Origin of the sequence: uncultured Haliea sp. (assembly GCF_963973825.1) — a bacterium.
Classification (GTDB): Bacteria; Pseudomonadota; Gammaproteobacteria; order Pseudomonadales; family Halieaceae; genus Haliea.
In genome coordinates this window covers 70,125-93,760 of sequence record NZ_CAXBAE010000006.1, presented here as the reverse complement: position 1 = coordinate 93,760, position 23,636 = coordinate 70,125, and the positions used below count along the sequence as shown (strand labels likewise).

The following is a 23,636-nucleotide window of genomic DNA, read 5'->3' as shown; positions in this document are numbered from 1 at the left end:
CGCGGCACAGGGCCGGCCCCGGTGATCGCAATGGGATCAGCGGTCGATCTGGCTGGTCTCGTCGAAGTTGCGCACGGCATCGACGATCGCCTTGCGCGCCTCGTCGGCGGTGCCCCAGCCTTCGATCTTCACCCATTTGCCCTGTTCCAGATCCTTGTAGTGCTCGAAGAAATGCTGGATTTGCTGGATCAGCAGCGGGGGCAGATCCGTCGCTTCCTTGATGTCCTTGTAAGCCTTGCTGAGCTTGTCGGTCGGCACCGCAATCAGCTTGGCGTCGCCGCCGGCTTCGTCGGACATGTGCAGGATACCCACGGGGCGGCAGGGGATCACGCAGCCGCTGATCACGGTGTGCGGCGTGTGGACCAGCACGTCCAGCGGGTCGCCATCGTCTGCCAGCGTGTTCGGGATGTAGCCGTAGTTGCAGGGGTAGAACATCGCAGCGGTCATGAAGCGGTCCACCATGATGGCGCCACTGTCGTGGTCAACCTCGTATTTGACCGGGTCTGAATGTGCGGGGACTTCGATGATGACGTTGATTTCATCGGGAATGTTCTTCCCGGCGGGCACGAGGTGCAGGCTCATGGGCTTTCCTGTAGTGAGTGGTTGCTAATTGGGCTGCGGAGTATAGCAGGCTGTGTCTAAACCTTGAACGCCGACTTCAGCTTGCGTGGCACCGGCGTCAGGCGCAGCCGCACATAACGCGGCAAGCCGTTGCGGTAGTCCGGGTAGGCCTCGCCGGCGATCAGGGGCGCGAGGTAGGCCCGCGCCTCGTCGGTAATGCCGAAGCCGTCGCGACTGATGTAGCTTCGGGGCATTTTCTTTTCCCGATTGGCGACCGCCTCCAAGGGTGCTTCGCCGATGTGCCAGCTGTACTTCTTTCCCTTGCCACGCACGATGGCGGGCATGACGGCGTTGCGGCCCTGCAGGGCCAGTTCAACAGCGGCCCGGCCGACGGCGTACGCCTGGTCGAGATCGGTTTGTGAGGCGATGTGGCGGGCGGAGCGCTGCAGGTAGTCGGCGACCGCCCAGTGGTATTTGTAGCCCAGCTCCTGCTTGATCATGTCAGCGAGGGAGGGCGCCAGTCCGCCCAGCTGGCTGTGACCGAAGGCATCGGTGAGCCCCGACTCGGCAAGGAAGCGGCCCTCACGATCCTGCGTGCCTTCCGAGGCGACGATAACGCAGTGACCCCAGCGCTTGACCGTGCGCTGCACCCGCGCGAGGAACTTTGCACGGTCGAACGCCACCTCCGGGAACAGGATGATATGCGGGGCATCGCCCTCCTGCTCCGCGGCCAGGCCCGCGGCGGCGGCGATCCAGCCCGCGTGGCGGCCCATAACCTCCAGAATGAACACCTTGGTCGAGGTTGCACACATGGACGCCACGTCCAGCGCCGCTTCCCGCGTGGAGATGGCGACGTACTTGGCTACCGAGCCAAACCCGGGGCAGGTATCGGTCAGGGGCAGGTCGTTGTCGATGGTCTTGGGAATGTGAATCGCCTGCAGCGGATAGCCCATGGACTGGCTGAGCTGTGACACCTTGAGGCAGGTATCCGCGGAGTCACCGCCGCCGTTATAGAAGAAGTAGCCGATGTTGTGCGCTCGGAACACCTCGATCAGGCGCTCGTACTCGGCGCGGTTTTCTTCCAGGCTCTTGAGTTTGTGTCGACAGGAGCCGAAGGCGCCGGCTGGCGTGCTCAGCAGGCCGCGAATGGCTGTCGGCGTCTCCTTGCTGGTGTCAATCAGGTCCTCGCGCAGTGCGCCGATAATGCCATTGCGGCCAGCGTACACCTTGCCAATCTGTTTGCGGTTTGCCCGCGCGGTTTCGATAACGCCGCAGGCAGAGGCATTGATAACGGCGGTAACACCGCCAGACTGGGCGTAGAAGGCATTTTTGACAGGCATAGTGTGTCCGTAGTGTGGCGCGGGAAGTATCATTTTTTCGTCAGGTCGCGATGATACGGGAAACTGGCGCGCTTGTAGACCGTGCCTGTGACAGTTCCTGACGATGACTGCTGCGGCTGCCGGCTGCGTGCTAAACTGCGCCGCTTTACCAAAGGGAGCAGCGCTTGAGCGGGCACATTCATATTCTGGGTATTTGCGGCACGTTCATGGGGGGTATCGCCTTGTTGGCGCGGGAGCTCGGCTATCGGGTCACCGGTTCCGATGCCAACGTGTATCCGCCGATGAGCACACAGCTGCAGGCCGCGGGCATTGAACTCATGGAGGGCTACGCCCCCGAGCACCTGCAGCCGGCCCCCGACACCGTTGTCGTCGGGAATGCGATGCGTCGCGGCAACCCGGCGGTCGAGTACCTGCTGAACGCAGGGCTGAGCTACACCTCGGGGCCGCAGTGGCTGGCAGAGCACGTGCTGCAGGGGAAATGGGTGCTGGCGGTATCCGGCACCCACGGCAAAACCACCACCAGCAGCCTGCTGGCCTGGATTCTCGAAGACGCCGGCCTGGCCCCGGGCTTTCTCATCGGCGGCGTACCGGCGAACTTCGGCCAGTCGGCGCGCGGCACCGCCGGCAATTTCTTTGTGGTGGAGGCGGATGAATACGACACCGCGTTCTTCGACAAACGCTCCAAGTTCGTTCACTACCGGCCCCGCACGCTGACCATCAACAATCTCGAGTACGATCACGCCGATATCTTTCCCGACCTCGCGGCTATCCAGCGCCAGTTCCATCACCTGCTGCGCTGTGTGCCGGGTGAGGGCCTGGTGATTCACCCCCAGGGCGTGGGCGCGGTCGATGAAACGCTGGCAATGGGGTGTTGGACGCCGACCCAGGCGTTTGCCCTGGCCGAGTCGCCGGACTGGGCAGCGACGCTGCTGGCGGCCGATGGATCGCGTTTCTCGGTGCGCGACCCGTCCGGGGCGACAGAGGAGATTGCCTGGGGATTCCTTGGGCGACACAATGTGGAGAACGCGCTGGCGGCGCTGGCGGCGGCGCGTCATGTCGGTGTGCCGCTGCAGCAGGGTGCGCGGGCAGTATCCGCATTTCGCGGCGTTAAACGCCGGCTGGAACTGCTCGGCGAAGTGGGTGGCGTGACGGTCTACGACGATTTCGCCCACCACCCCACGGCGATTGCGACCACGCTGCAGGGGGTGCGGGCCAGCGCCACCGGGCGCGTGATTGCTGTGGTTGAACCGCGCTCGAATACCATGCGTATCGGTCAACACAGGGACGCCCTGGTCGCATGCACCCGCGATGCCGATGCCGTGTACTGGTTTCAGCCCCCGGGCATGGACTGGTCGCTTGACGCCCTTGCTGCCGAAAGTCCCGTGCCCGCTGCGGTGTCCAGTGATGTGGGCGAACTGGCCAGGCGGGTCGCCCGGGACACGCGACCGGGTGACCGGGTGGTGATAATGAGTAACGGCGGCTTTGGTGGCATCCACCAGCTTCTCCTCGACGAATTAAAGGCGGCAACCTCCTGATGCGCTCACACCCTCTGCTTCACGCCTACGATGCGCTGGTTCTGCGCAGGCCCTGGTTCTCCCTGGGCATGGTAGCACTGCTGCTGGCGCTCAGCGCTTCCCAGCTGGGCAAAATCAAGCTCGATGCCTCCGCCGATTCCTTGATGTTGCAGGGCGATCCGGCACTGGATTTCTTTCGCGAGGTCTCCGCCGAATATGGAGCCGAAGACTTCCTGCTGCTGACCTGGCAACCGGAGGCACCGCTGCTCAGCGACGCTTCGCTGGACCCGCTGCGGCGGATGGCGGACGAGCTGCGGGCGCTGCCGCGCGTGTCCTCGGTGGTGACGGTGTGGGATGTGCCCCTGCTGGAGAGTCCGCCGGTCAGCCTCTCGGACATCACCTCGGGTGACCCCCTGCCCAGTCTCAACGACCCGGCTGTGGATCGCGCGATGGCGCTGGAGGAGTTCACCACCAGCCCCATTTACGCCGAGTTGCTGGCCAGTCGCGCCGGGGACCTGACTGCGGTGCAGGTCAACCTGCAGCGCGACACGCGGTACTTCGACCTGCTGCAGCAGCGTGATGCCCTGCGCGCCAAGGCGGAGGCAGGCACCCTGAGCGCTGCCGAGCAGGAGGCCCTGCACGCCGTTGAGGTCGACTTCAAGGCGCATACGGCGCAAGCACTGGAGCAGCAGAGCGCGTTGGTGCAGTCGGTGCGCAGCATCGCCGACGGGTATCGGCAGCATGCCCGGATCTTCGTCGGCGGGGTGCCGATGATCACCGCGGACATGGTCAGTTTTGTGCGCAGCGACCTGGTGCTGTTCGGCAGCGCGATACTCGGGGTGATGCTGGTTGTGCTGGCTCTGATTTTCCGCCGCGTCCGCTGGACCGTGATTCCGCTGGCCACCTGTATCGCATCAGTGACCGTGATGCTGGGTCTGCTGGGCTGGCTGGACTGGCGCATGACGGTTATCTCGTCGAACTTCGTCGCCGTGTTGCTCATCATCAGCCTGGCGATTGCGATACACCTGGTGGTGCGCTACCGGGAGTTGCACGCGGAGGACCCGGAGGGGGATCTGCACGATCGCGTGCTGCAGACTGTGGCCCTGATGGCGGTGCCCTGCGTTTACACGGGCATCACCACCATTGTGGCGTTCATGTCGCTGGTGGTGTCCGGCATCCAGCCGGTGATCGACTTCGGCTGGATGATGACGGTGGGCATCCTGGTGGCCCTGTTCCTGGCTTTCGTTATGGTGCCCTGCCTGATCGAAGTGTGGCCCAGGGGACGTCCGTTCCGCTTTCGTCAGGAGGGCGAACCCCTGACCCTGCACTTTGCCCGGGCCACGGAGCACTTTGGCAAGACCATCCTGGTGGCCACCGCCGTGGTAATCGGCCTGACTGCCCTCGGCATCTCCCGCCTGCAGGTGGAGAACCGCTTCATCGATTATTTCAAGGAGACCACCGAGATCTACCAGGGCATGGAGCTGCTGGACTCCCGGCTCGGTGGCACCATTCCGCTGGATATCATTTTTTCCGGTCCGGAAGCCGGCGCCCCGCTGCCCGGCCTGGAGGATATGCAGCCGGCTCCCGAGCCGCCGGCGGAGGACGATCCGTTCCTCGATGACGAGATGGCAGATTTCGAGGCGGCCGGCGACCCGGGCGTCGACGAGTGGGGCGATGAGTTTGGCGGCGGCTTCGATGAGTTCAGTGGTGGCGGCGAAAGCTTCACCCCCAGCTACTGGTTCAGCCTGGAAGGCATGCGCCTGCTGGATGCCGCGCACCAGCATGTCGCCCGTCAGGAGGAGACCGGCAAGGTGCTTTCCCTCTCCACGACCTTCGCGGTGGTCAAGGACCTGCTGGGAGAGGATATCGGTAGCGTGGAGCTGGCGCTGGTGCAGAAAAGCCTGCCGGCGGATGTGGCCGAACTGATGGTCGACCCCTACTTTTCCGAAGCGAAGGAGCAGGCGCGGATTACGGTGCGGGTGAAGGAGACCAGTGAGGAACTGCGTCGGGATGCCTTCCTGTCGCGCCTGCACAGCGAACTGGTGGAGGTGACCGGCATGGCGCCGGAGCGCATCCGTTTCACCGGTATGCTGGTGCTCTACAACAACGTGTTGCAGAGCCTGTTCCAGTCACAGATTCTCACCCTCGGTGCGGTCTTTATTGCGATCATGCTGATGTTCCTGCTGCTGTTCCGCTCCCTGTCCCTCGCCTTTATCGCCCTGGCGCCCAATATCGTGGCGGCCGGCATGGTGCTCGGTGTGATGGGGCTTGCCGGCATTCCGCTGGATATCATGACCATTACCATCGCCGCCATCGTGGTGGGCATCGGCGTTGACGACTGCATCCACTATGTACACCGGTTCCAGCGTGAGTTCCCGTTAGACCGCAACTATGTAGCAGCCATGTACCGGTGCCACCGCAGCATCGGCCGTGCCATGTACTACACCACGGTCACCGTGGTGATCGGCTTCTCGATGCTGACGCTGTCCAATTTCAACCCGAGCATCTATTTCGGGCTGCTGACGGTGCTGGCCATGACCGTCGCGGTGATTGGCGCACTGCTGCTGCTGCCGAAACTGATTCTGCTGATGCGCCCGCTGGGGCCCGAGGCCGACACAGCGCCGGTGCCGGGGGGCGGCTGATGCAGTGTCGAGCCGGCTGCGGCGCCTGCTGTGTGGCGCCCTCCATCGTCACCCCGTTTTGGGGCATGCCCCGGGGTAAGCCTGCGGGGGTGGCCTGCGTCCATCTCACGCCGGAGCGTCTCTGCGCGTTGTTCGGGGACCCGAGGCGGCCTGACGTATGCAGCGCCTTTCAGGCCGACATCGCGGTGTGTGGTGACAGCCGTGCGGCCGCGCTGGCCAACCTGGAGCAGCTGGAAATCCTCAGCCGCCCTGACTGAACAGGAGTTCCTGATGTCCGCAACTGAACTGCCCCTCTTTCCGCTCTCCGCGGTGTTGTTGCCCTACGGCAAAATGCCCCTGCAGATTTTCGAGCAGCGCTATCTGGACCTGATTCGAGACTGTATGAAGAGCGGCACCGGCTTTGGTGTGGTCTGGCTGCGCCGGGGCGAGGAGGTGGCGCCCAAGGGGTCCCGCCAGCAGTTGGGCGACCTCGGTACGCTGGCCCGTATCGTTGACTTCGATCAGCTGCCCAACGGCTTGCTCGGGGTGACGATTGAGGGACGTGAGCGCTTTCACCTCAGCGGCACGCGGGTGGCCGCCAATGGCCTGGTGCTGGGTAATGTCGTGTTTGAGCCCATGCCGGAGCCGGCGGCACTCGATCAGGCCTGGCTGTCCCTGAGCGAAATCCTGGAGAACCTGAAGCAGCATCCACATGTGCGCCGGATGGGCCTGGAGATCGACTTCGAAGACGCCTGGCAGGTCGGCTATACCCTCGCCCAGCTGCTGCCGCTGGAGGAGTCGCTCAAGTACGCATTGCTCAACGCCGGCGATATAGCGGCGTTGATGGATCAGCTCGACCTGATCCTGAGCGACATCAGCGGCGAGGGTTGAACCGCGGTCTCTGTTCAGTCCGCTGACAGCTTGCTGAGCAGGGCCTCCGCCTCGGCCTTGCGAGTGGCATCGGCCGCGTCCCTGCCGGGCCGTGGCGCTGCGTTCAACACCCGCTGCAGGTGCGCCTTCGCGCGCTCGGTTTCGCCCTCGCTGACGAGAAACTCGGCGAGAAAGAAATTGCTGTCGATGCCCTCGGGGTTGGCCTCAAGGCCCGCTTCCAGGTATTGCAGGGCTTTTTTGCTGTTGCCAAAACCCACCGGCCAGCCGGGCACGCGGGCGTACAGGGTTCCCAGGCTGACCAGTGCGGCGCCTTCACTCACCGTTGGCTCGATTGCCACAGCGCGCTCAAAATCATCCCGCGCGGCCTTGGCGTAGCCCAGTGCGTCCAGACCACCGATTACACCAGCAAACGATGAGCGCACGATGCCACACCAGGTGAGTGCCTGCGGGTCATCCGGCTGTGCCGCCAGCAGCGTGTCGCAGCGCTCCAGCAGCTCGCCATAGGCGGCTTCCTGCTCCTGTGCGGCCAGCTCGAAGTTGACGTGCTCCCACTGTGTGCGCAGAGCCGCCACTTCCGCCTCCACCGAGCCAAGGCTCGGCAGTGCGGTGACGGCGAGAGCAAGAGCGCCGAACAGTGCGGTGCAGTGTTGTCGGATGTTCATGGCAGTGTGTCTCCATAGTCAGTAGCACTACTATACGAAGAAAACCTTAGCTTAGCCTTAGGGGTTTGCTGTCGGAGGGTTGCGGGGGCAGCGTGTCAATGCGCCAACTCGAGGCCGATGTGGGCCAGTGCCGTCCCCACGCACACCTGGAGCAGCCACAGGCTGGCGATGGCGGCCAGTAGTCCGGCGAGGTAGGTCGGGCGGTGGGGAGCCGCATTCAGCGCCCGTATGCGGTCCCGCGCAGCGTCAGCGGTGTTTTCTGCGCGTCCGTGATTGCCAGTCGCGGCGGGTTTTCCTTCGAGCCGGGCAATGACCCTCGCGACCAGGGTGGCATCGCCGCTGACCTGCAGCGCGGCCCTGTCGCAGGCCATCTCGGTGGCCGTGTGATAGTCGTGCAGCAACTGCTGTCGGAGACTCCCGGGCCAGAGGACAGTGGCGATGGCCAGGGCAGCGCGGCGCAGGTTATCCCTGCGCCGTTGGTGTGCGTATTCATGTGCCAGCACAACCCGCAGCTCCCGGGCGGAAAGGTCGTCCAGCATGCTGCGGGAGACGTACACCTGCGGTCGCCACCAGCCGACGCACCAGGCTGCGGGGGCCGCCCCGTCGATCACCTGGAAGCGTTGCGTGGCGGCGGCCCGTGACAGGGAAAACAAAGTTCTCAAGCGCCGCTGCACACGCCACGCCAGCAGCGCTACGGCGCCACACAGGGCCAGGGCAAGACCGCCGGTCACCGCCGCCACGCCGACGCGCAGGGCAGGGTGTGCCTCCGGCAGTGGTGGATGCGGCGCGCAGTTCAGGCCGTGACAGTGTACGGGTATCAGTGGCGCAGAAAGTGCGGGGTTAAGGACCAGCCAGGTCACCGCGCCTGCCGCAAGCGCTGGCAGTAGCCCCCACAGCAGGCGCAGGTCCGCCGCGCTAGCGGCGGAGACTGCTGCACTACGCCGCTGCAGCGGGGGATAGAGCAGGGCGTGCGTGATCGATGAAAGCGTGAACACGCCGCACCAGATCAGCACCGCGTCCGCCACTGGAGGCAGCAGTTCAGTCATCATCTGCAGCGTTTCCGTCGCCGCCACGCAGTGCCGCAATCGCCGATGCGGTCGCGGCGTCGTCGTCGGCAACATAGCGGGCAAAGCCGGCTATCACGGGTAGCAGGTCGCCACCGGCAATATCCTGCGTGATGTCGCGCAGCAGAATACGGATCAGTTCCTCGCGGTCGATGGTGTGGCGGTAAACGAAGGCGCGCGCCTCTTTCCTGCGGCTCACCAAACCCTTGCGGTGCAGCCGCTCCAGGGTGCTTTGCACGGTGCTCAGCCCAATGTCCGCGGCGGCCATGGCATCCAGTAGCTGCGCCGCCGACAGGCTTTTTCCGTGCCACAGCAGGCTCATCACGGCCAGTTCACGCTCCCCGAGGTGGGGTGCGCGACGCGGGCGAATGCCAAGGTGATGCAGCAGGCTGCGTTTCTGTTCGGTCATGAAAACCGACCTGTTATCGGTGTTGGGGGGCTGTGTTACACAATGCCACTGAATCAGGAAGGAGTGTAGCGTGATCGGGAGCATGACGGAATCCACAGGGTGGCGGGGGCGGGCCAGAGGTGCTGTGCGCTCGGCGGGGGTGCTGCCGGCGCTTCTGCTGGGCCTCAGTCCGGCTGCAGTGGGGCAGACACTGGAGACCGTGACCGTGGAGGGGCGGCGCGTCAGCCTGGTGGGCGAGGCGATAACGGCGTCGGAGGGCATTATCGGCCGCCAGGAGATTGCCCTGCGGCCGCTGCTGCGCACGGGCGAGGTGCTGGAGCTGGTGCCCGGCATGGTGGTCACGCAGCACAGCGGCACAGGCAAGGCGAACCAGTATTTCCTGCGGGGTTTCAACCTTGACCACGGCACTGACTTTGCCACCTTCATCGACGGCATGCCGCTGAACCTGCGTTCCCACGGTCACGGCCAGGGTTATACGGACCTGAATCCGGTGATTCCCGAGGCGCTTGCCACGATTGCCTACAAGAAAGGCCCCTATTACGCGGACGTCGGCGACTTCAGTGGCGCCGGCAGTGCAGACATGCGCACCGTGGACCGGGTGGACGAGGGACTCGCGGAAATCACCTGGGGTGAGGGCGGCTACCAGCGGCTGGTACTGGTGGACAGCCAGCGCGCCGCCGGTGGCGACTGGCTGTATGCCCTGGAGGGCAATCGCTACGACGGCCCCTGGCGAGGCATCGACGAGGACCTGTCGCGTGTGAATCTACTGATTAAGCATACGCGCGAGCTGGCCGGCGGCAGCCTCAGCCTGGCGGCGATGGCCTATGACAACAGCTGGAACAGTGCCGACCAGATTCCGGCCAGAGCTGTCACCCAGGGCATCATTGATGACCTCGGCGTCATCGACGACACCGTCGGCGGAGAATCCAGCCGCTACAGCCTGAGCGCCGGCTGGCGCAGTGCTGCCTGGCAGGCCGAGGCGTGGCTGGTGCGTTACGACCTGAACCTGTGGTCAAACTTTACCTATTTCCTCGATGACCCGGAGCGCGGCGACCAGTTTGAACAGGTCGACGAGCGTCTGCTCTACGGCGGTCGCTTGCGCTACAACCATGCCGCCACCCTTGCCGGGTTGCCCATGACACAAACGTTCGGCGTCGAACTGCGCGTGGATGACATCGATGAGGTGGGCCTCTATCGCAGCGTTGCGCGACAGCGCATCGGGCCAGTGCGCAGCGATGCCGTGGAGGAGTCCAGCCTTGGCCTGTTCTGGGAGCAAAAGCTGCAGTGGACCCAGCGCCTGCGCTCTGTCGTCGGGCTGCGGTACGATCACTTCGACTTCGATGTCAGCAGTGCCATTGAGCGCAACGTCAACGGCGTCGACCTGTCGGCGAATGGCGGCCACGCCAACGATGAGCTCTGGTCGCTCAAGGGCAGCCTGGTGTTCAGCGTGAACGACGCGTGGGAGACCTATGTGTCCGCCGGGCAGGGCTTTCACTCCAATGATGCCCGCGGTACCACCGCGCGTATCGATCCCGCCGATGGCTCAGCCATTGCTGCGGTTGACCCGCTGGTGCGCTCTCTGGGCTACGAGGCCGGAGTGCGGGGTTTCTGGCGCGAGCGCCTGAATACCTCGCTGGCCGTCTGGTACCTGGAGCTGGACAGTGAATTGCTGTTCGTGGGGGACGCGGGCAACACCGAGGCCAGCGGGCGCTCCGAGCGCAACGGGGTGGAACTCACTGCCTACTACGCGCTCTCGGAGGCCTGGACGCTGGATCTTGAATACGCCTGGACCGATGCGCGTTTCGCAGACGCGCCACCCGGAGAGCGGGCCATTCCCGGCGCGGTCGAGCATGTTGCACAGGCGGGCATCAGCCTGGACGATGGTGAGGACTGGTTCGGCAGCCTGCGCCTGCGCTACTTTGGCGAGCGGCCACTGGTGGAGGATGCGAGTGCCACGTCCGATGCCACCTTCTCGGTCAATCTCGGGCTGGGGCGACGCCTGGGTGACTGGACCCTGCGCGCCGATGTGCTGAACCTGCTGGATAGCGATGACCATGACATCGATTACTTCTACGCTTCACGACTGCCCGGGGAAGCGGAGGGTGGCGTCGAGGACCAGCATTACCACGTGCTGGAGCCACGTACTGTGCGTTTGACTGCTGCCTATCGCTTCTAGCGGCCGGTGCGGCCCCGGCGGCCGGCATCCGGCTCATCTTCCAGGGCGGCGCGCAGGGGTTCGAGCCACCGCTCGTAGTGGCGCCAACGCGCCTGTGCGCTGCGGAACAGCGGTTGTCGCACCTGCTCGGAGCTGGGTGTGCGCACCGCCCGGTCCGTGTCGTAGTAGCGCAGGCAGGCCGCTTCGAATTCCAGCCCGAGGAAGTCGAGCATACGTCGAATCTGGCCCTCGAGGTCGTCGAGCACATCCTCGTGCTGGACGCGCAGTACCTTGCCGGGCAGCACGCGGTCCCAGTGATCCATGAGCGCGACATAGTCCCGGTAGTACCTTCCCACATCCGTCAGATCGTAGGTGAATTCCTGGCCAGAGGCGAAGAGCTGGCGGTAATTGCCAAAACAGCAGTCCATGGGGTCGCGACGGGCATCGATGATGCGGGCGTTGGGCAATATGAGGTGAATTAGCCCGATATGGCGGAAATTGTTGGGCATCTTGTCGATGAAAAAGGGTGCGCCCTGGCGATGGATGCGGGTGGCGGCCAGAAATTGCTCGCCGTAATCGCGCAAGGTGGCCCCATCGAGGTTAGCCAGGCGTTCCGGATAGCCGTCGCCCTCGGCACGTGTGCCGTGCCCGTCCAGCCGCTGCGCCAGCGCCGGGATATGATTCAATTCCATGGTGCCATCAATGGCAGAGTGAGAGGACAGTATCTGCTCCAGCAGGGTGGAGCCGGCGCGCGGCATGCCCACAATGAAAATGGGGTCCGGGGCCGGGTGCCCACCACCGCCGCAGGCATCGAGACGTTCCCGGGTGAAGAACGCCTGTTGGCGCCGCAGGCGCCGCGCCATGCGTTCCGGCTGGTAGCCCAGCGTGGCATGCCGCAGGCGGTTGCCCCGCTCGTAGTAAGTCCAGGAGGCATCGTAGTCTGCGCGGTCCTCGCAGGCCTTGCCCAGGGCGAAACAGAGGTGAATCCGGTCTTCCTGCGCCGTGTTGGGCGCCGCCTCGCACGCCATCATCAACTCTCGGTCAGCGTCTGCAAAGCGGAAGGTCTTCAGGTTTGCCAGGCTCCACCAGGCGTCGCCGAAGTCCGGTCGCAGCTGCATGGCGGCGCGATAGGCGGCGATCGCCTGCTCCGCATCGCCGACGGTTTTCAGTGCATGTCCCAGTGTGAGTAGCAGTGACGGTTGGCCGGGGCTTTTTTCGAGCAGCCCGCGCAGGCGCGCGATGCCCTCGTCAAAACGGCCCACGGCGATGAGCTGATTGGCCAGGGTAGCTTCTATGGACGGGTTGCCCGGGAGTTTTTCCTGCAGCGCCTCGGCTGCGGCAAGCGCCTCCGTGAAACGTTGCTGCCGGTAGAGGACATTTACATGGTCCAGGCGCACCAGCAGGTTGGCCGGATTGAACTCGGCGGCGCTTTCCAGCAGAAATGCCGCCTCCTCCAGTTGGCCGTGCTGGACGGCAATGGCGGCGAGCAGGCGCATGCCTTCGGTATGCTGCGGATTGCGTCGCAAAAAGTGGCGGCACAGTGCTTCCGCGCGCTCCAGTCGGCCTTCATGCAGCATACTCTGGCCACTGAGTATCTCGGGCGGGAGTTGTGACAGTGCCCGCACCTGGATGTCGGCCTCACGTGCCAGCTCGCGCCAGGCCGGGTCGGTGCGGGTCAGCCTCGCGATGGCTTTCCAGCTGGCCAGCAGTGCCGGGTTGCGTGACACTGCGTCCCGATAGGCAGACAGCGCCGGCGCTTCATGCTGCAACGCCAGCAGGTTGTGGCCACGCTCCTGATAGAGGCGCGCGTGCCCGGCGTCGATACGCTGCAGCGCTTCCAGCGTTGACAACGCTTCGGTGTGCCTGTGCAGGTAGCGACGCGCCGTGGCCTGCAGATACAGCGCCTCGCTCGACGCGCCAGCGGCAAGTGCTGCGGTGGCAGCCTGCTCCGCGGCAGCAAACTCACCGCGTTGCAGGCAGGCCCTGGCAGCCTCGATGCTCACCTCAGAACAGGTCGTAGGCGAAACGCACACCAAACTCCAGCGGGCGGTTGGTCAGGATCTTGCGAGAGCCATCCTGCGTATTGATGTGTAACTGTGCGCGCTCATCCGTCAGGTTGTTGACGAAAAGCTCTGCACTCCAGGTGTCCTGCCGATAGCCCAGGGTGGCATCGGTGATGACGTAGTCGTCCTGCAGCTCGCGGCGTTGCGGTACATCGATGATCGAGCTGTAGGCCTCGTCGGAGTAGCGTGTGGCCAGCTGCACGTGCGCGGTGCCCTGCAGAACGTCCCACTCATAGCGCCCGCGCAGGCTGAACTGGAACTCCGGTGCCAGCGGCAACTGCGAGCCCACATCGGTCACCGCGAAGGCAAACGCGGGATTCAGGTCGACGATTTCCGTGTCGTTCCAGGAAAAAGCACCGAAGAGACTGAGATTGGCCGTGGCGAGCCACGAGACGTCACCCTCCAGGCCGCGTATCTCTGCATCACCGGCATTGTCCACGATGGTCAGGAAATCGATGTTCTGCGAGTCGATGTGGCCCACCTGCATGCCATCCCACTCGATATAGTAGGCCGCACCGTTGAAGCGCAGACGTCGATCCATGAACTCGCCCTTCCAGCCCAGTTCATAGTTGACCAGTTCGTCCGAGGCATAAATCAGCGGGATGCAGTACTCCGGAGTGCGCGAAACCTTGCAGGGTGCGCTGCCGTCTGCCTGCGGCTGTACCTCGCTGCCTGCCACTGCGCGATTGAAGCCCTGCGGCCGGAAGCCCTCGGACCAGGTCGCGTAGAACATCAGGTCATCGGACTGGCGCCAGCTCAGGGTCAGCCGGTGAATGGTGTCGTCAACCGAGGCGGGCTGGAAATCACCGATGTTCACCACGTAGTCGCGACCACCCGTGACATCGGGGCGCGTCACCACGTCCGGGTTGTTGGCGGCATTGCCGTTTGCGAGGTTTGGTACTGGCCGGTTGCCATATTTGAAGATGGAGAAGCCCTCAAAGCCGGCTTCCAGATCGTAGTAGCGGAAGCCGTAGGCGAGGGTGAAGTCCTGCAGGAAGTCGAAGGCCAGTTCGCCGAACACGGCAATCTGTTCCTCGGGGCGCGTGATGTCGTTGGAGAACTGGGTGGTGGCGCTGCGTTCGTTGGGATCGTTGGCGACCAGCGGGCCGCTGCCGCCATTGAGCTGCCCGGGGTCGGGGGCGTTCCAGTCCGGGTTGCCGTAATTGAAGTCGCCAACGTGCTGCAGCTCGACGTCCTCATAGAACACGCCCCCCTGGAAGCGTATCCAGCGCGCCGGATCGGTGTTGAAGCGCAATTCATGTGTGGTGCGCTCCATCTCGTTGCTGATGGCGGCGAAACCGGCACCGCTGTTGGAGCATTCAATGACGTCGGGGTCGCCAGAAAGCGTGGGGTCGAAGGTGTAACCCACGCCACCGCCGCCATGGTAGCCCGGGGTGTTGTACTCACACATGTAGCCGGCGATGTAGAAGCCCGTGTTGGCGTAGTTGGAATAGTCGATGATCTGGTCGGTTTCGCGTTTCAGGTAGGCGCCCGTGTAGAGAAGCTCCAGTTCCCCGAGCCGCCCCTGCAGGGTCCAGGCCGTCTGCGAGAAGTCTTCGGTGAGGCGGTCCGGGTGATAGCGCTCTACTTCCAGGTCGCCCACTTCCGGGTCGTAATCGAACACGCCATCAGCGTCCAGCTGCTGTTGGTGATGGGTGAGCAGAAGGTCCCAGTCGTGGTTGATCAGGTATTTGACCCCCGCACGGAAGCCCTGGTAGGTGGCGTCGTTGAAGTCCTCCTCGGCCAGCGCATCGTTGTTGCGGGATTCGTACTGCACCCCGTAGGCGCGCCCGGGCTCGGCATAGCTGCCGTCCGCGAACTGGTGCCCGGTGGGATCGCCCCCGCCGGGGGTAAAGACCACGCCGTCGGCAGAGGGCAGTGCGGGGTTGCGCGACGGATCCGGTGTGAACGTGCCGCGCACATTGTCGATGTAGCCGCCCTGGCGATCATTGAAGACCACGACCCGGGCGGCCAGACGGTTCTCGATCAGCGGAAAGTTGAACACGGCACTGGCATTGGCGCTGGGGTCGCCTTCGGGCATGAATGAGGTGCCGGCCTTGAAGGACGCCGAGAATTCGTCGATCACGGGCTTGTTGGTGATCAGGCGAACGGTGCCCGCCTGCGAGCTCGACCCGAAAACGGTACCCTGTGGTCCCGGCAGGACCTCGATACGCTCCATGTCGGCGATATAAACATCCAGATTGCGGCCCCCGGCGGTGACCGGCTGCTCATCCAGATACAGTGCGACGTTGGGGGCACTGCCGTTGGCTTCCTGTATGGTGGTGTTCATGGCCTGAATGGCCGCGCCGCGAATATAGATCTCGTTCTGTCCTGGACCGCGGCCACCGGCGGTGACGTTGGGTAGTGAGGCGATGTAGTCCGCAAAGTCAGTGATGCCCTGTTCTGCGATGGATTGCTCCGTGATGGCGGATACGGCGACCGGAACATCCTGCATGCTGGCGGTGCGCTTGGTGGCGGTTACCACCACCTCCTCAAGTTGCTGCGCCTGCGCCCCTGTCGCGGCGAGTGCTCCGCTCGTGACCGCGGTCATGACCGCTCGGGCCAGCGTGCGGAGTGGTGTGGCTGGCCTGGTGCGGATAGGTGTTGAATGCTGCATGCTGTTCTCCATTGCTGCCGACTTCCCCCTGTGAAAGTATTTAGACAAGTTATATTTAGACAACTAACTATAATACCGGCTTTACGGGGTCGCTTTGAAGTGGGCATTGTTCACATTGTGCGGCCGCAACGCTAAAATCTCCGCAAATACAAAGGTATTTCCATTAATCCAGCGAACCCGCACCGACTGGCAGCGGCGAGCTCTCACCTTGACAAGGTAGCGAATCATTACACAACAAAGTAATAGTCGGAGGCGCCGCGGCGTTCTGGACGTGGATGCCTGGGTATTCTGGCCCTCGCTGTTGCTGCTGGCCGCGCTGGTGGCCACAGCGGCTTTTGCGCCGCAGGCGAGCAGTGACGTGTTTCAGCAACTGCAGGACGCCATCATTCGCTATGCGAGCTGGTATTACGTGCTGGTGGTGGCGGTTATTCTGCTCAGTATCGTGATCCTCAGTGTCACGCGGTTCGGCGACATCAAGCTGGGGCCAGACCACTCTGTGCCGGATTATTCGTTGCCCTCCTGGTTTGCCATGCTGTTTGCTGCCGGCATGGGCATTGGCCTGATGTTCTTCGGGGTTGCCGAGCCGGTGATGCACTTTCTGCAGCCGCCACTGGGCGAGGGGGGCACAGTCGCCGCGGCCCGCCAGGCGATGCAGCTCACTTTCTTCCACTGGGGGCTGCACGCCTGGGGGATCTATGCGATCGTGGCGCTGGTATTGGCTTACTTTGCGTTTCGTCACGCACTGCCGCTGACGCTGCGTTCGGCGTTCTATCCCCTTGTCGGTGAGCGTATCCACGGGCCGTTTGGCGCCGCTGTCGATGTGTTCGCGATCCTCTGTACCAGCTGCGGTATCGCCACCAGCCTGGGTTATGGCGTCCTGCAGATCAACGGTGGCCTCGCCTACCTGACGGACATCGAGGTCAGCAGCGGTGTCCAGGTGGCGCTGATCTGCGGCATCATGGTGTTGGCCGGGATATCCGTGGCACTGGGTCTGGATACGGGCATTCGCCGCCTCTCCGAGTTGAATCTGCTGTTGGCGTTGTTGCTGCTCGGCGGAGTGTTGTTTGCCGGCCCGACCGTGACGCTGCTGCAGTCGAGCATCCAGAGCCTTGGCGTGTATGTGGGTGACCTGGTTGCCAAGACTTTCAATCTCTATGCCTATGAACCCACTGACTGGCTGGGGGGGTGGACCATTTTCTACTGGGGCTGGTGGTTGAGCTGGTCGCCGTTTGTCGGCCTGTTCATTGCGCGTATCTCCCGCGGTCGTACCATCAGGGAGTTTGTGCTCGGTGCCATGATCGTGCCCTGTGGTTTCACCCTGCTATGGATGGGGATCTTTGGCAACAGTGCCATCGAGCTGATTCTCCACGAGGGCCAGGCGGCGCTCGGCGAGGGCGTTTTGGCGAGCCAGTCCCAGGCCCTGTTCCAGTTCCTGGAGTATTTGCCGGGATCCCGCGTGCTGATCATCATGTCGCTGGTGATGGTGGTGGTGTTTTTCGTGACCTCGGCAGACAGTGGGGCGATGGTGCTGAATATGCTCAGCGCCCACGGTCGTGATGATACGCCGGTATTGCAGCGCCTGATCTGGGCAGCCGTCATCGGCGTGATCGCTATCGTATTGCTGCTGGCAGGCGGTCTCGCGGCCTTGCAGACGGCGGCGATTGCGAGTGCATTGCCGTTTTCCGTAGCGTTGCTGGGTGGTATCTGGGGGCTGGCGCGGGCGCTGCGACTGGATGTCGCACAGCGCGACCTGCACAACGTGGTTCCTGTCGTCCAGGAGCCGGGCAGTTGGCGTGGGCGCCTGAACGCACTGCTGGCCCAGCCCGGTGACGCGGAAGTGAATCGTTTTCAGCGCGACATTGTTGCACCGGCACTGCAGCAGTTCGCCGAGGCATTGCGCGAGCGCGGCGTCGGTGCGCGGGTCGATGCAGCCACCGGTGAGCGTGGCCGGGTGGGGTTGACCATTGCCGTTGCGGGTGAGCCCGAGTTTCGCTACGAAGTGGTATGCCGTCCACATGTGTCGTCGTCGGCTACGGTTGGTCAGGAGGCGGACAGGGTGTTTCATCGGGCCGAGGTGCACCTGCACCAGGGCGGGCAGGATTACGACGTCATGGGCTGGTCCCGCGAGCAGATCATTCACGACGCGCTGGGTCATTTCGAGCGCCATCAGCAGTTTTACCGCGCCCTGCACTAGGCCGTTGCTCGGCGTCGAACGCAGCGTTGGTGCATAATGGCCAACCCTGTATTGCCCCGTGCGGAGACCATGGTCCATGTTCGTGAATGATGTTCCCGTGATTGACCTCGCCGCTCCGCGCGGCGCGGTTGTTGCCCAGCTGGCGCAGGCCGCTGCAGATCCGGGATTCTTCCACGTGGTCAACAGCGGCCCGATCGCTGCATTGAAGCTCGATACCCTGGCCAGGGCGGCGGCCTTTTTCGCCTGCGACCCTGCGGTGAAGCGCGCCGTCTCACGCACGCGGGAGAATCCTTTCGGTTATTACGACCGGGAGCTCACCAAAAACCTGCGTGATCGCAAAGAGATTTTCGATTTCGCGCCGGGTGAGGAAACGCCCTGGCCGGTGGAGATGCCCGGCCTGCGCCCTGCACTGACGGCTTTCGCTGCGGAATGTCACTCACTGGCACTGCGCCTCACGGCCCTGCTCTGTGAAGGCTTGGGTCTGTCCCCCGACAGCATGCTGCAGCAACTCGAGCCGGACCACAGCAGCTTTCTGCGTCTGAACCACTACCCGGTTGACGACCTGCTGGCGGGGCAGGGTGTCCCGCCGGGGCCGCTCGGCATCAGTCCGCACACGGACGCCGGTGTGTTGACCGTGCTCCTGCAGGACAGCGTGGCCGGGCTGCAGATGCAGCAGAACGGTGTCTGGGTGGATGTGGTGCCGGTCGCGGACGCGTTGACGATCAACATCGGCGACATGCTGCAGGTGGCGGCCAACGACCGGTACCGGGCGCCGCTGCACCGGGTGCGTGCCAGTGAGGGCCAGTCGCGGCTGAGCATCGCCTACTTCCTCAACCCGGGCTATCACGCGCTGATCGAGCCGCTGCCCGGCCTGGTGTCGCCGGTCTCGCCGGCCTGCTATCGCGCCATCCCGTGGCAGGAGTTTCGCGGGTTGCGTGCGCTGGGCGATTTCGGGGATTACGGTGAGGAAGTGCAGATCAGCCACTACCGGTGTGACGGGGCACCGGCGGTGACGGCGGCGGAACATCCATGATGGATACCTTCACCCGCCGTTATGTGATGTTACTGCTCGCGCTGCTGGCCGCCGTGGCGGTGGCCTGGTGGCTGAACCGTGACGGGCGCGTGGCCGAGATTAATGCGTGGCTCGCCGCAGACCCGGAGTTGGCGGCCTACCCCTATCAGTTTACCGTCCGGGACATTAACAACGGAGTGGCGTTTGTCAGCAGCCCGCGCTCGGCGCAGGTGCCGGTCATGCGTTTCCTGCACAGTGCTTTTCCCGCCCTGCAGGGCAAGGATGTGCAGCACGCGGACATGATGGCGGCCCAGGACAGGCTGGTGGCGCTGCAGTCGCGGGCGGCGGAGCTGGTGCAGACCCATCCGGAGGTCAGTGCGGTGCGCTGGGTGCTGGACGAACGCTGGTTCGACGAGCGAGGTATCAACGTGGCGCCGTGAGGCGCCTGCCCTGACTGGGCGCGCAATGACAATATTGCGGCTGCCGCTTGCAGCCGAAGCAGGCCTTATGCTGTAATGCGAATCATTCGTATTATCAATTAAGGTGTGTTTCTATGTTTCGCCCACGCAATACCCTCGTCCTCGCCACCAGCGGAATCCTCTCATTCGCCGCGCCTGCCGCGCTTGCCGACAGCGAGCCAGCGCTGGAGACCGTGATTGTCACCGGTAAACTGTCGACCTTTGGGGCCACCAAGTCGAATATCCCCATTCTGGAAACCGCACGTTCGGTCGCCGTCATTCCCGCGGAGGAGTTTCTCGAGCGCGGCGCGCTGACGCTGGACGATACCCTCAACTATACCGCCGGCGTGGTGGGCGATACGTTCGGTTTCTCCACCCGGGGAGATTTCCCGCGTGTGCGCGGCCTGGATGTGCCCGAGTACCTGGATAACATCCAGGTACTGTTTGGCAACTACAACAACGCCCGCTCGGACATCTACACCCTGGAGCAGGTGGAAGTGCTGAAAGGGCCGGCGTCCGTGCTGTACGGGCAGGGCTCACCCGGCGGCGTCCTCAATACGGTGAGCAAGCGTGCCGGCCGGGATGCCATGGAGCGGGAACTGGTGCTGGACTACGGCAGCCATGATCGTATACAGGGCGCCGCCGACATCGGCGTGCGCCTCAGCGAGAGCGGTGACTGGAACGGGCGCCTGGTGGCTGTCTACCGCGACAGCGGCACCCAGCTGGATGTGGTGGATGACGACGCCCTGGTGCTGGCGCCGTCCATCACCTACGAGAATGACCGCGCGCGCTACAGTCTGCTGCTGAACTACACCGAGCGCGAGGGTGACACGGCGCACCAGTTCCTGCCGCTGTCGGTCAGCGGCTGCGCAAGTGGCAACGTGAGTATCTCGGAGCCGAATATCTGCGCGGGCAGTACCGGTGAAGAGGTACCCGCTTCGCGCTATGTCGGCGAGCCCGGGTTCAACCGCTATGACACCGAGTCGCTGTCGGTAACGCTGTTTGGCGAGCAGCGCATGAACGACTGGCTGGCACTCGAGGGCACCGCCCGCTACCGCGATAACGAGGCAGACTACCGGCAGACCTGGGTGTCTTTCCTGGGCGCGGGCAATCCGCGCACGGGGCCGGACGGCACGGCGCTGCAGCGCAGCTGGTACGATGCACCCGCGTCCTCCGAGCAGTTCGCGCTGGATGCCCGCGCGCGCCTCGACCTGCAGACCGGCCCTGTCGACCACGAGGTGCTGGTGGGTGTGAACTACCAGGATGTGAGCACCCTGCAGGAAGCCGCGTTTCTCTCCCGACCAACGACGTTCAATGTGCTGCGCCCCGTCTACGGTGCTGACCCGCTGCCTTCAGCCGCTGAGCTGGACGCGGCGCGCAGCCGGCGGAGCAGCGACATCGAGGCCATCGGCTATTACCTGAACACGCAATCCAGCGTGGGTAACTGGGTGTTTACCGCGGGGCTGCGCTACGACGATGTCGATACCGGTAATGGCGCCGTCACCCAGCGCGACGATGCCACCTCCTATGCGGTGGGTGCACTGTACAAGACGGCACTGGGGCTGAACCCGTATATCAGCTATGCGGAATCCTTCCAGCCTGTGGTGGGTACCGACGCGTTGACCAGCGCGCCCCTGCAGCCGCAGGAAGGCGAGCAGACGGAGCTCGGTATCAAGTTCCAGCCGCCGGGTACTCGCAGCTACCTGACTGCGGCCTATTTCGACATCGAGCAGTCGAACCTGCCCAATCCCGCCGCCCTGCCCAATGCCAGTACCCAGCAGGAGGGCGTCGCCACCATCACCGGCTTTGAGGTGCAGGCGCAGACTGTGGTCGGTGATGTGTATCTGGATCTGAGCTACAGCGTGCTGGACACCGAAAGCCCTGACGGAGCGCGATTCCCCAGCATACCGGAGGAGCAGGGTTCGGTCTGGGCCACCTGGCGCCCGGCTGCCGGCGCCCTGAGCGGGTTCAGTGTCGGTGCCGGCCTGCGCATGGCGGGCGGTAATGAGAGCAGTGGCACGGCATTCCTTGCCGCCAACGCGTTCGCACCCACCCCCGTGGTGGTCAGGACCGACGGCTACACGCTGGTGGATGCGATGCTGGCCTACGAATTCGCCCGCGCGTCGGTGTCCCTGAACCTGCGCAACCTGTTGCAGGAGGAGTACTACGGTACCTGCCTGGCCCGCGGCGACTGCTTCCCGGGTGAAGAGCGCACTGTGGTGGCGCGTGTGACTTACCGCTTCTGAGGCTGGCACAGGTGTTGCCCGACGTGCGTCCGGTGATGGGCGCTGCGCGGCAGGCAGCGAGCATTCAGCTGTAGCTGGGCATCCAGCCGCCGCAGTCTTTCCAGCGATTGACGATCTCGCAGAACAGGTCGGCGGTGCGCTCCGCATCGTAGGCCGCGGAGTGCGCTTCGGCGTTGTCGAAGGCGATGCCGGCTTCCTTGCAGGCCTTGGCCAGCACGGTCTGGCCGTAGGCGAGGCCCGCCAGGGTGGCGGTGTCGAAAAACGAGAAGGGGTGAAAGGGATTGCGCTTGATGCTGCAGCGCTCTACGGCCGCATTGACGAACCCGGCGTCGAAGTGTGCGTTGTGACCGACCAGGATGGCGCGGTTGCAGCCCTGGTCGCGAATCTCCTTGCGCACAATGCGGAACAATTCACCGAAGGCGTCCTCTTCGCTCATGGCCTCGCGAAACGGGTGCCAGGGGTCGATGCCGGTGAAGTCCAGTGCGGCCTGTTCGATGTTGGCGCCTTCAAAGGGTTTTACGTTGAAGCTCCAGGTGCGGTGTACCCCGAGGTTGCCGTCCTCATCCATGCGTACAATGGTTGCGGCGATTTCCAGCACGGCATCGGTGGCGGCGACGAAGCCGCCGGTCTCCACATCCACCACCACCGGTAGAAAGCCGCGGAAACGGTCGCAAATGCGATGTTCTCCCTCGTCGCTCAACGGCCTGTGGCCTCGCTGCACACCTGCCACTGTACCGATTCGCCTGCGCGCAGTGGGGTCAGGTGGGTGTCGGCGAGGGGAAGCTGGGTGGGTACGGTCCAGGCGGCCTTGCGCAGGGTGATGCGGTCCGTGTTGCGGGGCAGGCGGTAGAAGTCCGCGCCGAAGTGGCTGGCAAATCCCTCCAGCCGGTCCAGCGCGCCGGCGGCGTCGAAGGCCTCGGCATACAGTTCCAGGGCGGCGTGCGCCGTATAGCAGCCGGCGCAGCCACAGGCGGTTTCTTTGCGCCCGGTGGCGTGGGGCGCCGAGTCGGTGCCGAGAAAGAAGCGTGGGCTGCCGGAGGTGGCGGCGCGCAACAGGGCTTCCTGGTGCGTGTTGCGTTTCAGCACCGGCAGGCAGTAGTAGTGCGGGCGAATGCCGCCCACCAGCATGTCGTTGCGGTTGAGCAGCAGATGGTGCGCGGTGATGGTTGCCGCGACATTGCCCGGTGCCGAGCTGACAAAGTCGACTGCATCGGCGGTGGTGATGTGTTCCAGTACCACGCGCAGGCCTGGGAAGCGCTGCACAATCGGCGCCAGGTGACGATCGATGAACACCTTTTCCCGATCGAAGATATCCACGCTGTGGTCGGTGACCTCGCCGTGGATAAGCAGTGGCAGGTCTGCGTCCTGCATGGCTTCCAGCGTCGGGTACAGGGCGTCCAGTTCAGCGACGCCGGCCTCCGAGTTGGTGGTGGCACCGGCGGGGTACAGTTTTACCGCGTGTACGAAGTCGCTGTCTGCGGCGCGGCGAATTCCCCCAGCGTCCGTGGCATCGGTCAGGTAGAGGGTCATCAGCGGCTCGAAGCGGCGCGGCAGGTCGGCCATGGCGGCGAGGATGCGCTCCCGATAAGCGCTGGCGGCGGCCACCGTGGTCACCGGCGGGGTGAGGTTGGGCATCACGATAGCGCGGCCGAAATAGCGTGCCATGTCGGCACAGGTATGCGCCAGGGCGCTGTCGTCGCGCAGGTGGACGTGCCAGTCATCGGGGCGGAGAAGAGAGAGTTCAGTCACGGCAAACCACGGCAGGAAATGTCAGCGGAGATGGTAACGTAAAGGGCAGGCCACGGGAATACGGGCTGGGAATCCCGCCC

At 64.1% G+C, this 23,636-nt stretch carries 18 protein-coding genes; 9 read left to right on the top strand and 9 right to left on the bottom strand.

Annotation, left to right across the window (positions count from 1 at the left end; all coding sequences use genetic code 11):
- Window positions 1–36: 36 nt before the first annotated feature.
- Both ppa and AACZ17_RS09130 read right to left on the bottom strand, forming a co-directional pair.
- Entirely contained in the window at window positions 37–582 is a 546-nt protein-coding gene (gene ppa, locus AACZ17_RS09135) for an inorganic diphosphatase (protein ID WP_290737725.1), read from the bottom strand.
- Window positions 583–638: 56 nt separating this feature from the next.
- Window positions 639–1,901: a 6-phosphofructokinase gene (locus AACZ17_RS09130; RefSeq protein WP_290737722.1), complete on the bottom strand. Its 1,263-nt coding sequence runs from the start codon at window positions 1,899–1,901 to the stop codon at window positions 639–641.
- 164 nt (window positions 1,902–2,065) lie between these two features.
- Here AACZ17_RS09130 and mpl point away from each other — a divergent pair, with 164 nt between their 5' ends.
- Genes mpl through AACZ17_RS09110 form a run of 4 tightly spaced genes read left to right on the top strand, consistent with a single transcriptional unit; the run spans window position 2,066 to window position 6,927 of the window.
- Complete coding sequence (gene mpl, locus AACZ17_RS09125) at window positions 2,066–3,436, top strand: UDP-N-acetylmuramate:L-alanyl-gamma-D-glutamyl-meso-diaminopimelate ligase (protein WP_290737719.1); 1,371 nt, start codon at window positions 2,066–2,068, stop codon at window positions 3,434–3,436.
- Window positions 3,436–6,057, top strand: a complete 2,622-nt coding sequence (locus AACZ17_RS09120; RefSeq protein WP_290737716.1) for an MMPL family transporter — start codon at window positions 3,436–3,438, stop codon at window positions 6,055–6,057. Before mpl ends, AACZ17_RS09120 begins: the two co-directional genes overlap by 1 nt.
- The gene (locus AACZ17_RS09115; RefSeq protein WP_290737713.1) at window positions 6,057–6,314 is read left to right on the top strand and encodes a YkgJ family cysteine cluster protein; all 258 of its coding nucleotides are present in this window, start codon (window positions 6,057–6,059) and stop codon (window positions 6,312–6,314) included. The genes AACZ17_RS09120 and AACZ17_RS09115 overlap by 1 nt, the downstream gene beginning before the upstream one ends.
- 13 nt (window positions 6,315–6,327) lie before the next feature.
- Window positions 6,328–6,927, top strand: a complete 600-nt coding sequence (locus tag AACZ17_RS09110) for an LON peptidase substrate-binding domain-containing protein (protein WP_290737712.1) — start codon at window positions 6,328–6,330, stop codon at window positions 6,925–6,927.
- A gap of 14 nt (window positions 6,928–6,941) precedes the next feature.
- On the opposite strand, the gene AACZ17_RS09105 is transcribed toward AACZ17_RS09110, so the two are convergent.
- The 3 genes from AACZ17_RS09105 to AACZ17_RS09095 form a co-directional block, all read right to left on the bottom strand.
- Entirely contained in the window at window positions 6,942–7,589 is a 648-nt protein-coding gene (locus AACZ17_RS09105; RefSeq protein WP_290737709.1) for a tetratricopeptide repeat protein, read from the bottom strand.
- 95 nt (window positions 7,590–7,684) lie between these two features.
- The gene (locus AACZ17_RS09100; RefSeq protein WP_290737706.1) at window positions 7,685–8,638 is read right to left on the bottom strand and encodes a M56 family metallopeptidase; all 954 of its coding nucleotides are present in this window, start codon (window positions 8,636–8,638) and stop codon (window positions 7,685–7,687) included.
- Window positions 8,628–9,062 (bottom strand): BlaI/MecI/CopY family transcriptional regulator, encoded by a 435-nt coding sequence (locus AACZ17_RS09095; protein WP_290737703.1) that lies wholly within the window; start codon window positions 9,060–9,062, stop codon window positions 8,628–8,630. The genes AACZ17_RS09100 and AACZ17_RS09095 overlap by 11 nt, the downstream gene beginning before the upstream one ends.
- 70 nt (window positions 9,063–9,132) lie before the next feature.
- Between AACZ17_RS09095 and AACZ17_RS09090 the strand changes: the two genes are divergently transcribed.
- Window positions 9,133–11,238, top strand: coding sequence for a TonB-dependent receptor (locus tag AACZ17_RS09090; RefSeq protein ID WP_290737700.1), 2,106 nt, complete (start codon window positions 9,133–9,135; stop codon window positions 11,236–11,238).
- Here AACZ17_RS09090 and AACZ17_RS09085 read toward each other — a convergent pair.
- Both AACZ17_RS09085 and AACZ17_RS09080 read right to left on the bottom strand, forming a co-directional pair.
- Complete coding sequence (locus AACZ17_RS09085; RefSeq protein ID WP_290737697.1) at window positions 11,235–13,220, bottom strand: tetratricopeptide repeat-containing sulfotransferase family protein; 1,986 nt, start codon at window positions 13,218–13,220, stop codon at window positions 11,235–11,237. The genes AACZ17_RS09090 and AACZ17_RS09085 overlap by 4 nt on opposite strands.
- 1 nt (window position 13,221) lies before the next feature.
- Window positions 13,222–15,897, bottom strand: a complete 2,676-nt coding sequence (locus AACZ17_RS09080) for a TonB-dependent receptor (protein ID WP_290737694.1) — start codon at window positions 15,895–15,897, stop codon at window positions 13,222–13,224.
- Between the two features lie 271 nt (window positions 15,898–16,168).
- Between AACZ17_RS09080 and AACZ17_RS09075 the strand changes: the two genes are divergently transcribed.
- The 4 genes from AACZ17_RS09075 (at window position 16,169) to AACZ17_RS09060 (ending at window position 21,807) form a co-directional block, all read left to right on the top strand.
- Window positions 16,169–18,091, top strand: a complete 1,923-nt coding sequence (locus tag AACZ17_RS09075; RefSeq protein WP_290737691.1) for a BCCT family transporter — start codon at window positions 16,169–16,171, stop codon at window positions 18,089–18,091.
- Between the two features lie 76 nt (window positions 18,092–18,167).
- Window positions 18,168–19,124, top strand: a complete 957-nt coding sequence (locus AACZ17_RS09070; protein ID WP_290737688.1) for a 2OG-Fe(II) oxygenase family protein — start codon at window positions 18,168–18,170, stop codon at window positions 19,122–19,124.
- A complete protein-coding gene (locus AACZ17_RS09065) occupies window positions 19,121–19,543 on the top strand; it encodes a hypothetical protein (RefSeq protein WP_290737685.1) in 423 nt (140 codons plus the stop codon). The genes AACZ17_RS09070 and AACZ17_RS09065 overlap by 4 nt, the downstream gene beginning before the upstream one ends.
- Window positions 19,544–19,656: 113 nt before the next feature.
- A complete protein-coding gene (locus AACZ17_RS09060; protein WP_290737682.1) occupies window positions 19,657–21,807 on the top strand; it encodes a TonB-dependent siderophore receptor in 2,151 nt (716 codons plus the stop codon).
- Between the two features lie 64 nt (window positions 21,808–21,871).
- Here AACZ17_RS09060 and rnt read toward each other — a convergent pair whose 3' ends face one another.
- The gene (gene rnt / locus AACZ17_RS09055; RefSeq protein WP_290737679.1) at window positions 21,872–22,507 is read right to left on the bottom strand and encodes a ribonuclease T; all 636 of its coding nucleotides are present in this window, start codon (window positions 22,505–22,507) and stop codon (window positions 21,872–21,874) included.
- A complete protein-coding gene (pyrC, locus tag AACZ17_RS09050) occupies window positions 22,504–23,556 on the bottom strand; it encodes a dihydroorotase (protein WP_290737676.1) in 1,053 nt (350 codons plus the stop codon). Before pyrC ends, rnt begins: the two co-directional genes overlap by 4 nt.
- Between the last annotated feature and the right edge of the window lie 80 nt (window positions 23,557–23,636).

Coding starts and splice junctions, on each gene's coding strand:
- ppa (WP_290737725.1), bottom strand. CDS start 582: ATGAGCCTGCACCTCGTGCCCGCCGGGAAGAACATTCCCGATGAAATC.
- AACZ17_RS09130 (WP_290737722.1), bottom strand. CDS start 1,901: ATGCCTGTCAAAAATGCCTTCTACGCCCAGTCTGGCGGTGTTACCGCC.
- AACZ17_RS09120 (WP_290737716.1), top strand. CDS start 3,436: ATGCGCTCACACCCTCTGCTTCACGCCTACGATGCGCTGGTTCTGCGC.
- AACZ17_RS09115 (WP_290737713.1), top strand. CDS start 6,057: ATGCAGTGTCGAGCCGGCTGCGGCGCCTGCTGTGTGGCGCCCTCCATC.
- AACZ17_RS09110 (WP_290737712.1), top strand. CDS start 6,328: ATGTCCGCAACTGAACTGCCCCTCTTTCCGCTCTCCGCGGTGTTGTTG.
- AACZ17_RS09105 (WP_290737709.1), bottom strand. CDS start 7,589: ATGAACATCCGACAACACTGCACCGCACTGTTCGGCGCTCTTGCTCTC.
- AACZ17_RS09100 (WP_290737706.1), bottom strand. CDS start 8,638: ATGATGACTGAACTGCTGCCTCCAGTGGCGGACGCGGTGCTGATCTGG.
- AACZ17_RS09095 (WP_290737703.1), bottom strand. CDS start 9,062: ATGACCGAACAGAAACGCAGCCTGCTGCATCACCTTGGCATTCGCCCG.
- AACZ17_RS09080 (WP_290737694.1), bottom strand. CDS start 15,897: ATGCAGCATTCAACACCTATCCGCACCAGGCCAGCCACACCACTCCGC.
- AACZ17_RS09070 (WP_290737688.1), top strand. CDS start 18,168: ATGTTCGTGAATGATGTTCCCGTGATTGACCTCGCCGCTCCGCGCGGC.
- AACZ17_RS09065 (WP_290737685.1), top strand. CDS start 19,121: ATGATGGATACCTTCACCCGCCGTTATGTGATGTTACTGCTCGCGCTG.
- AACZ17_RS09060 (WP_290737682.1), top strand. CDS start 19,657: ATGTTTCGCCCACGCAATACCCTCGTCCTCGCCACCAGCGGAATCCTC.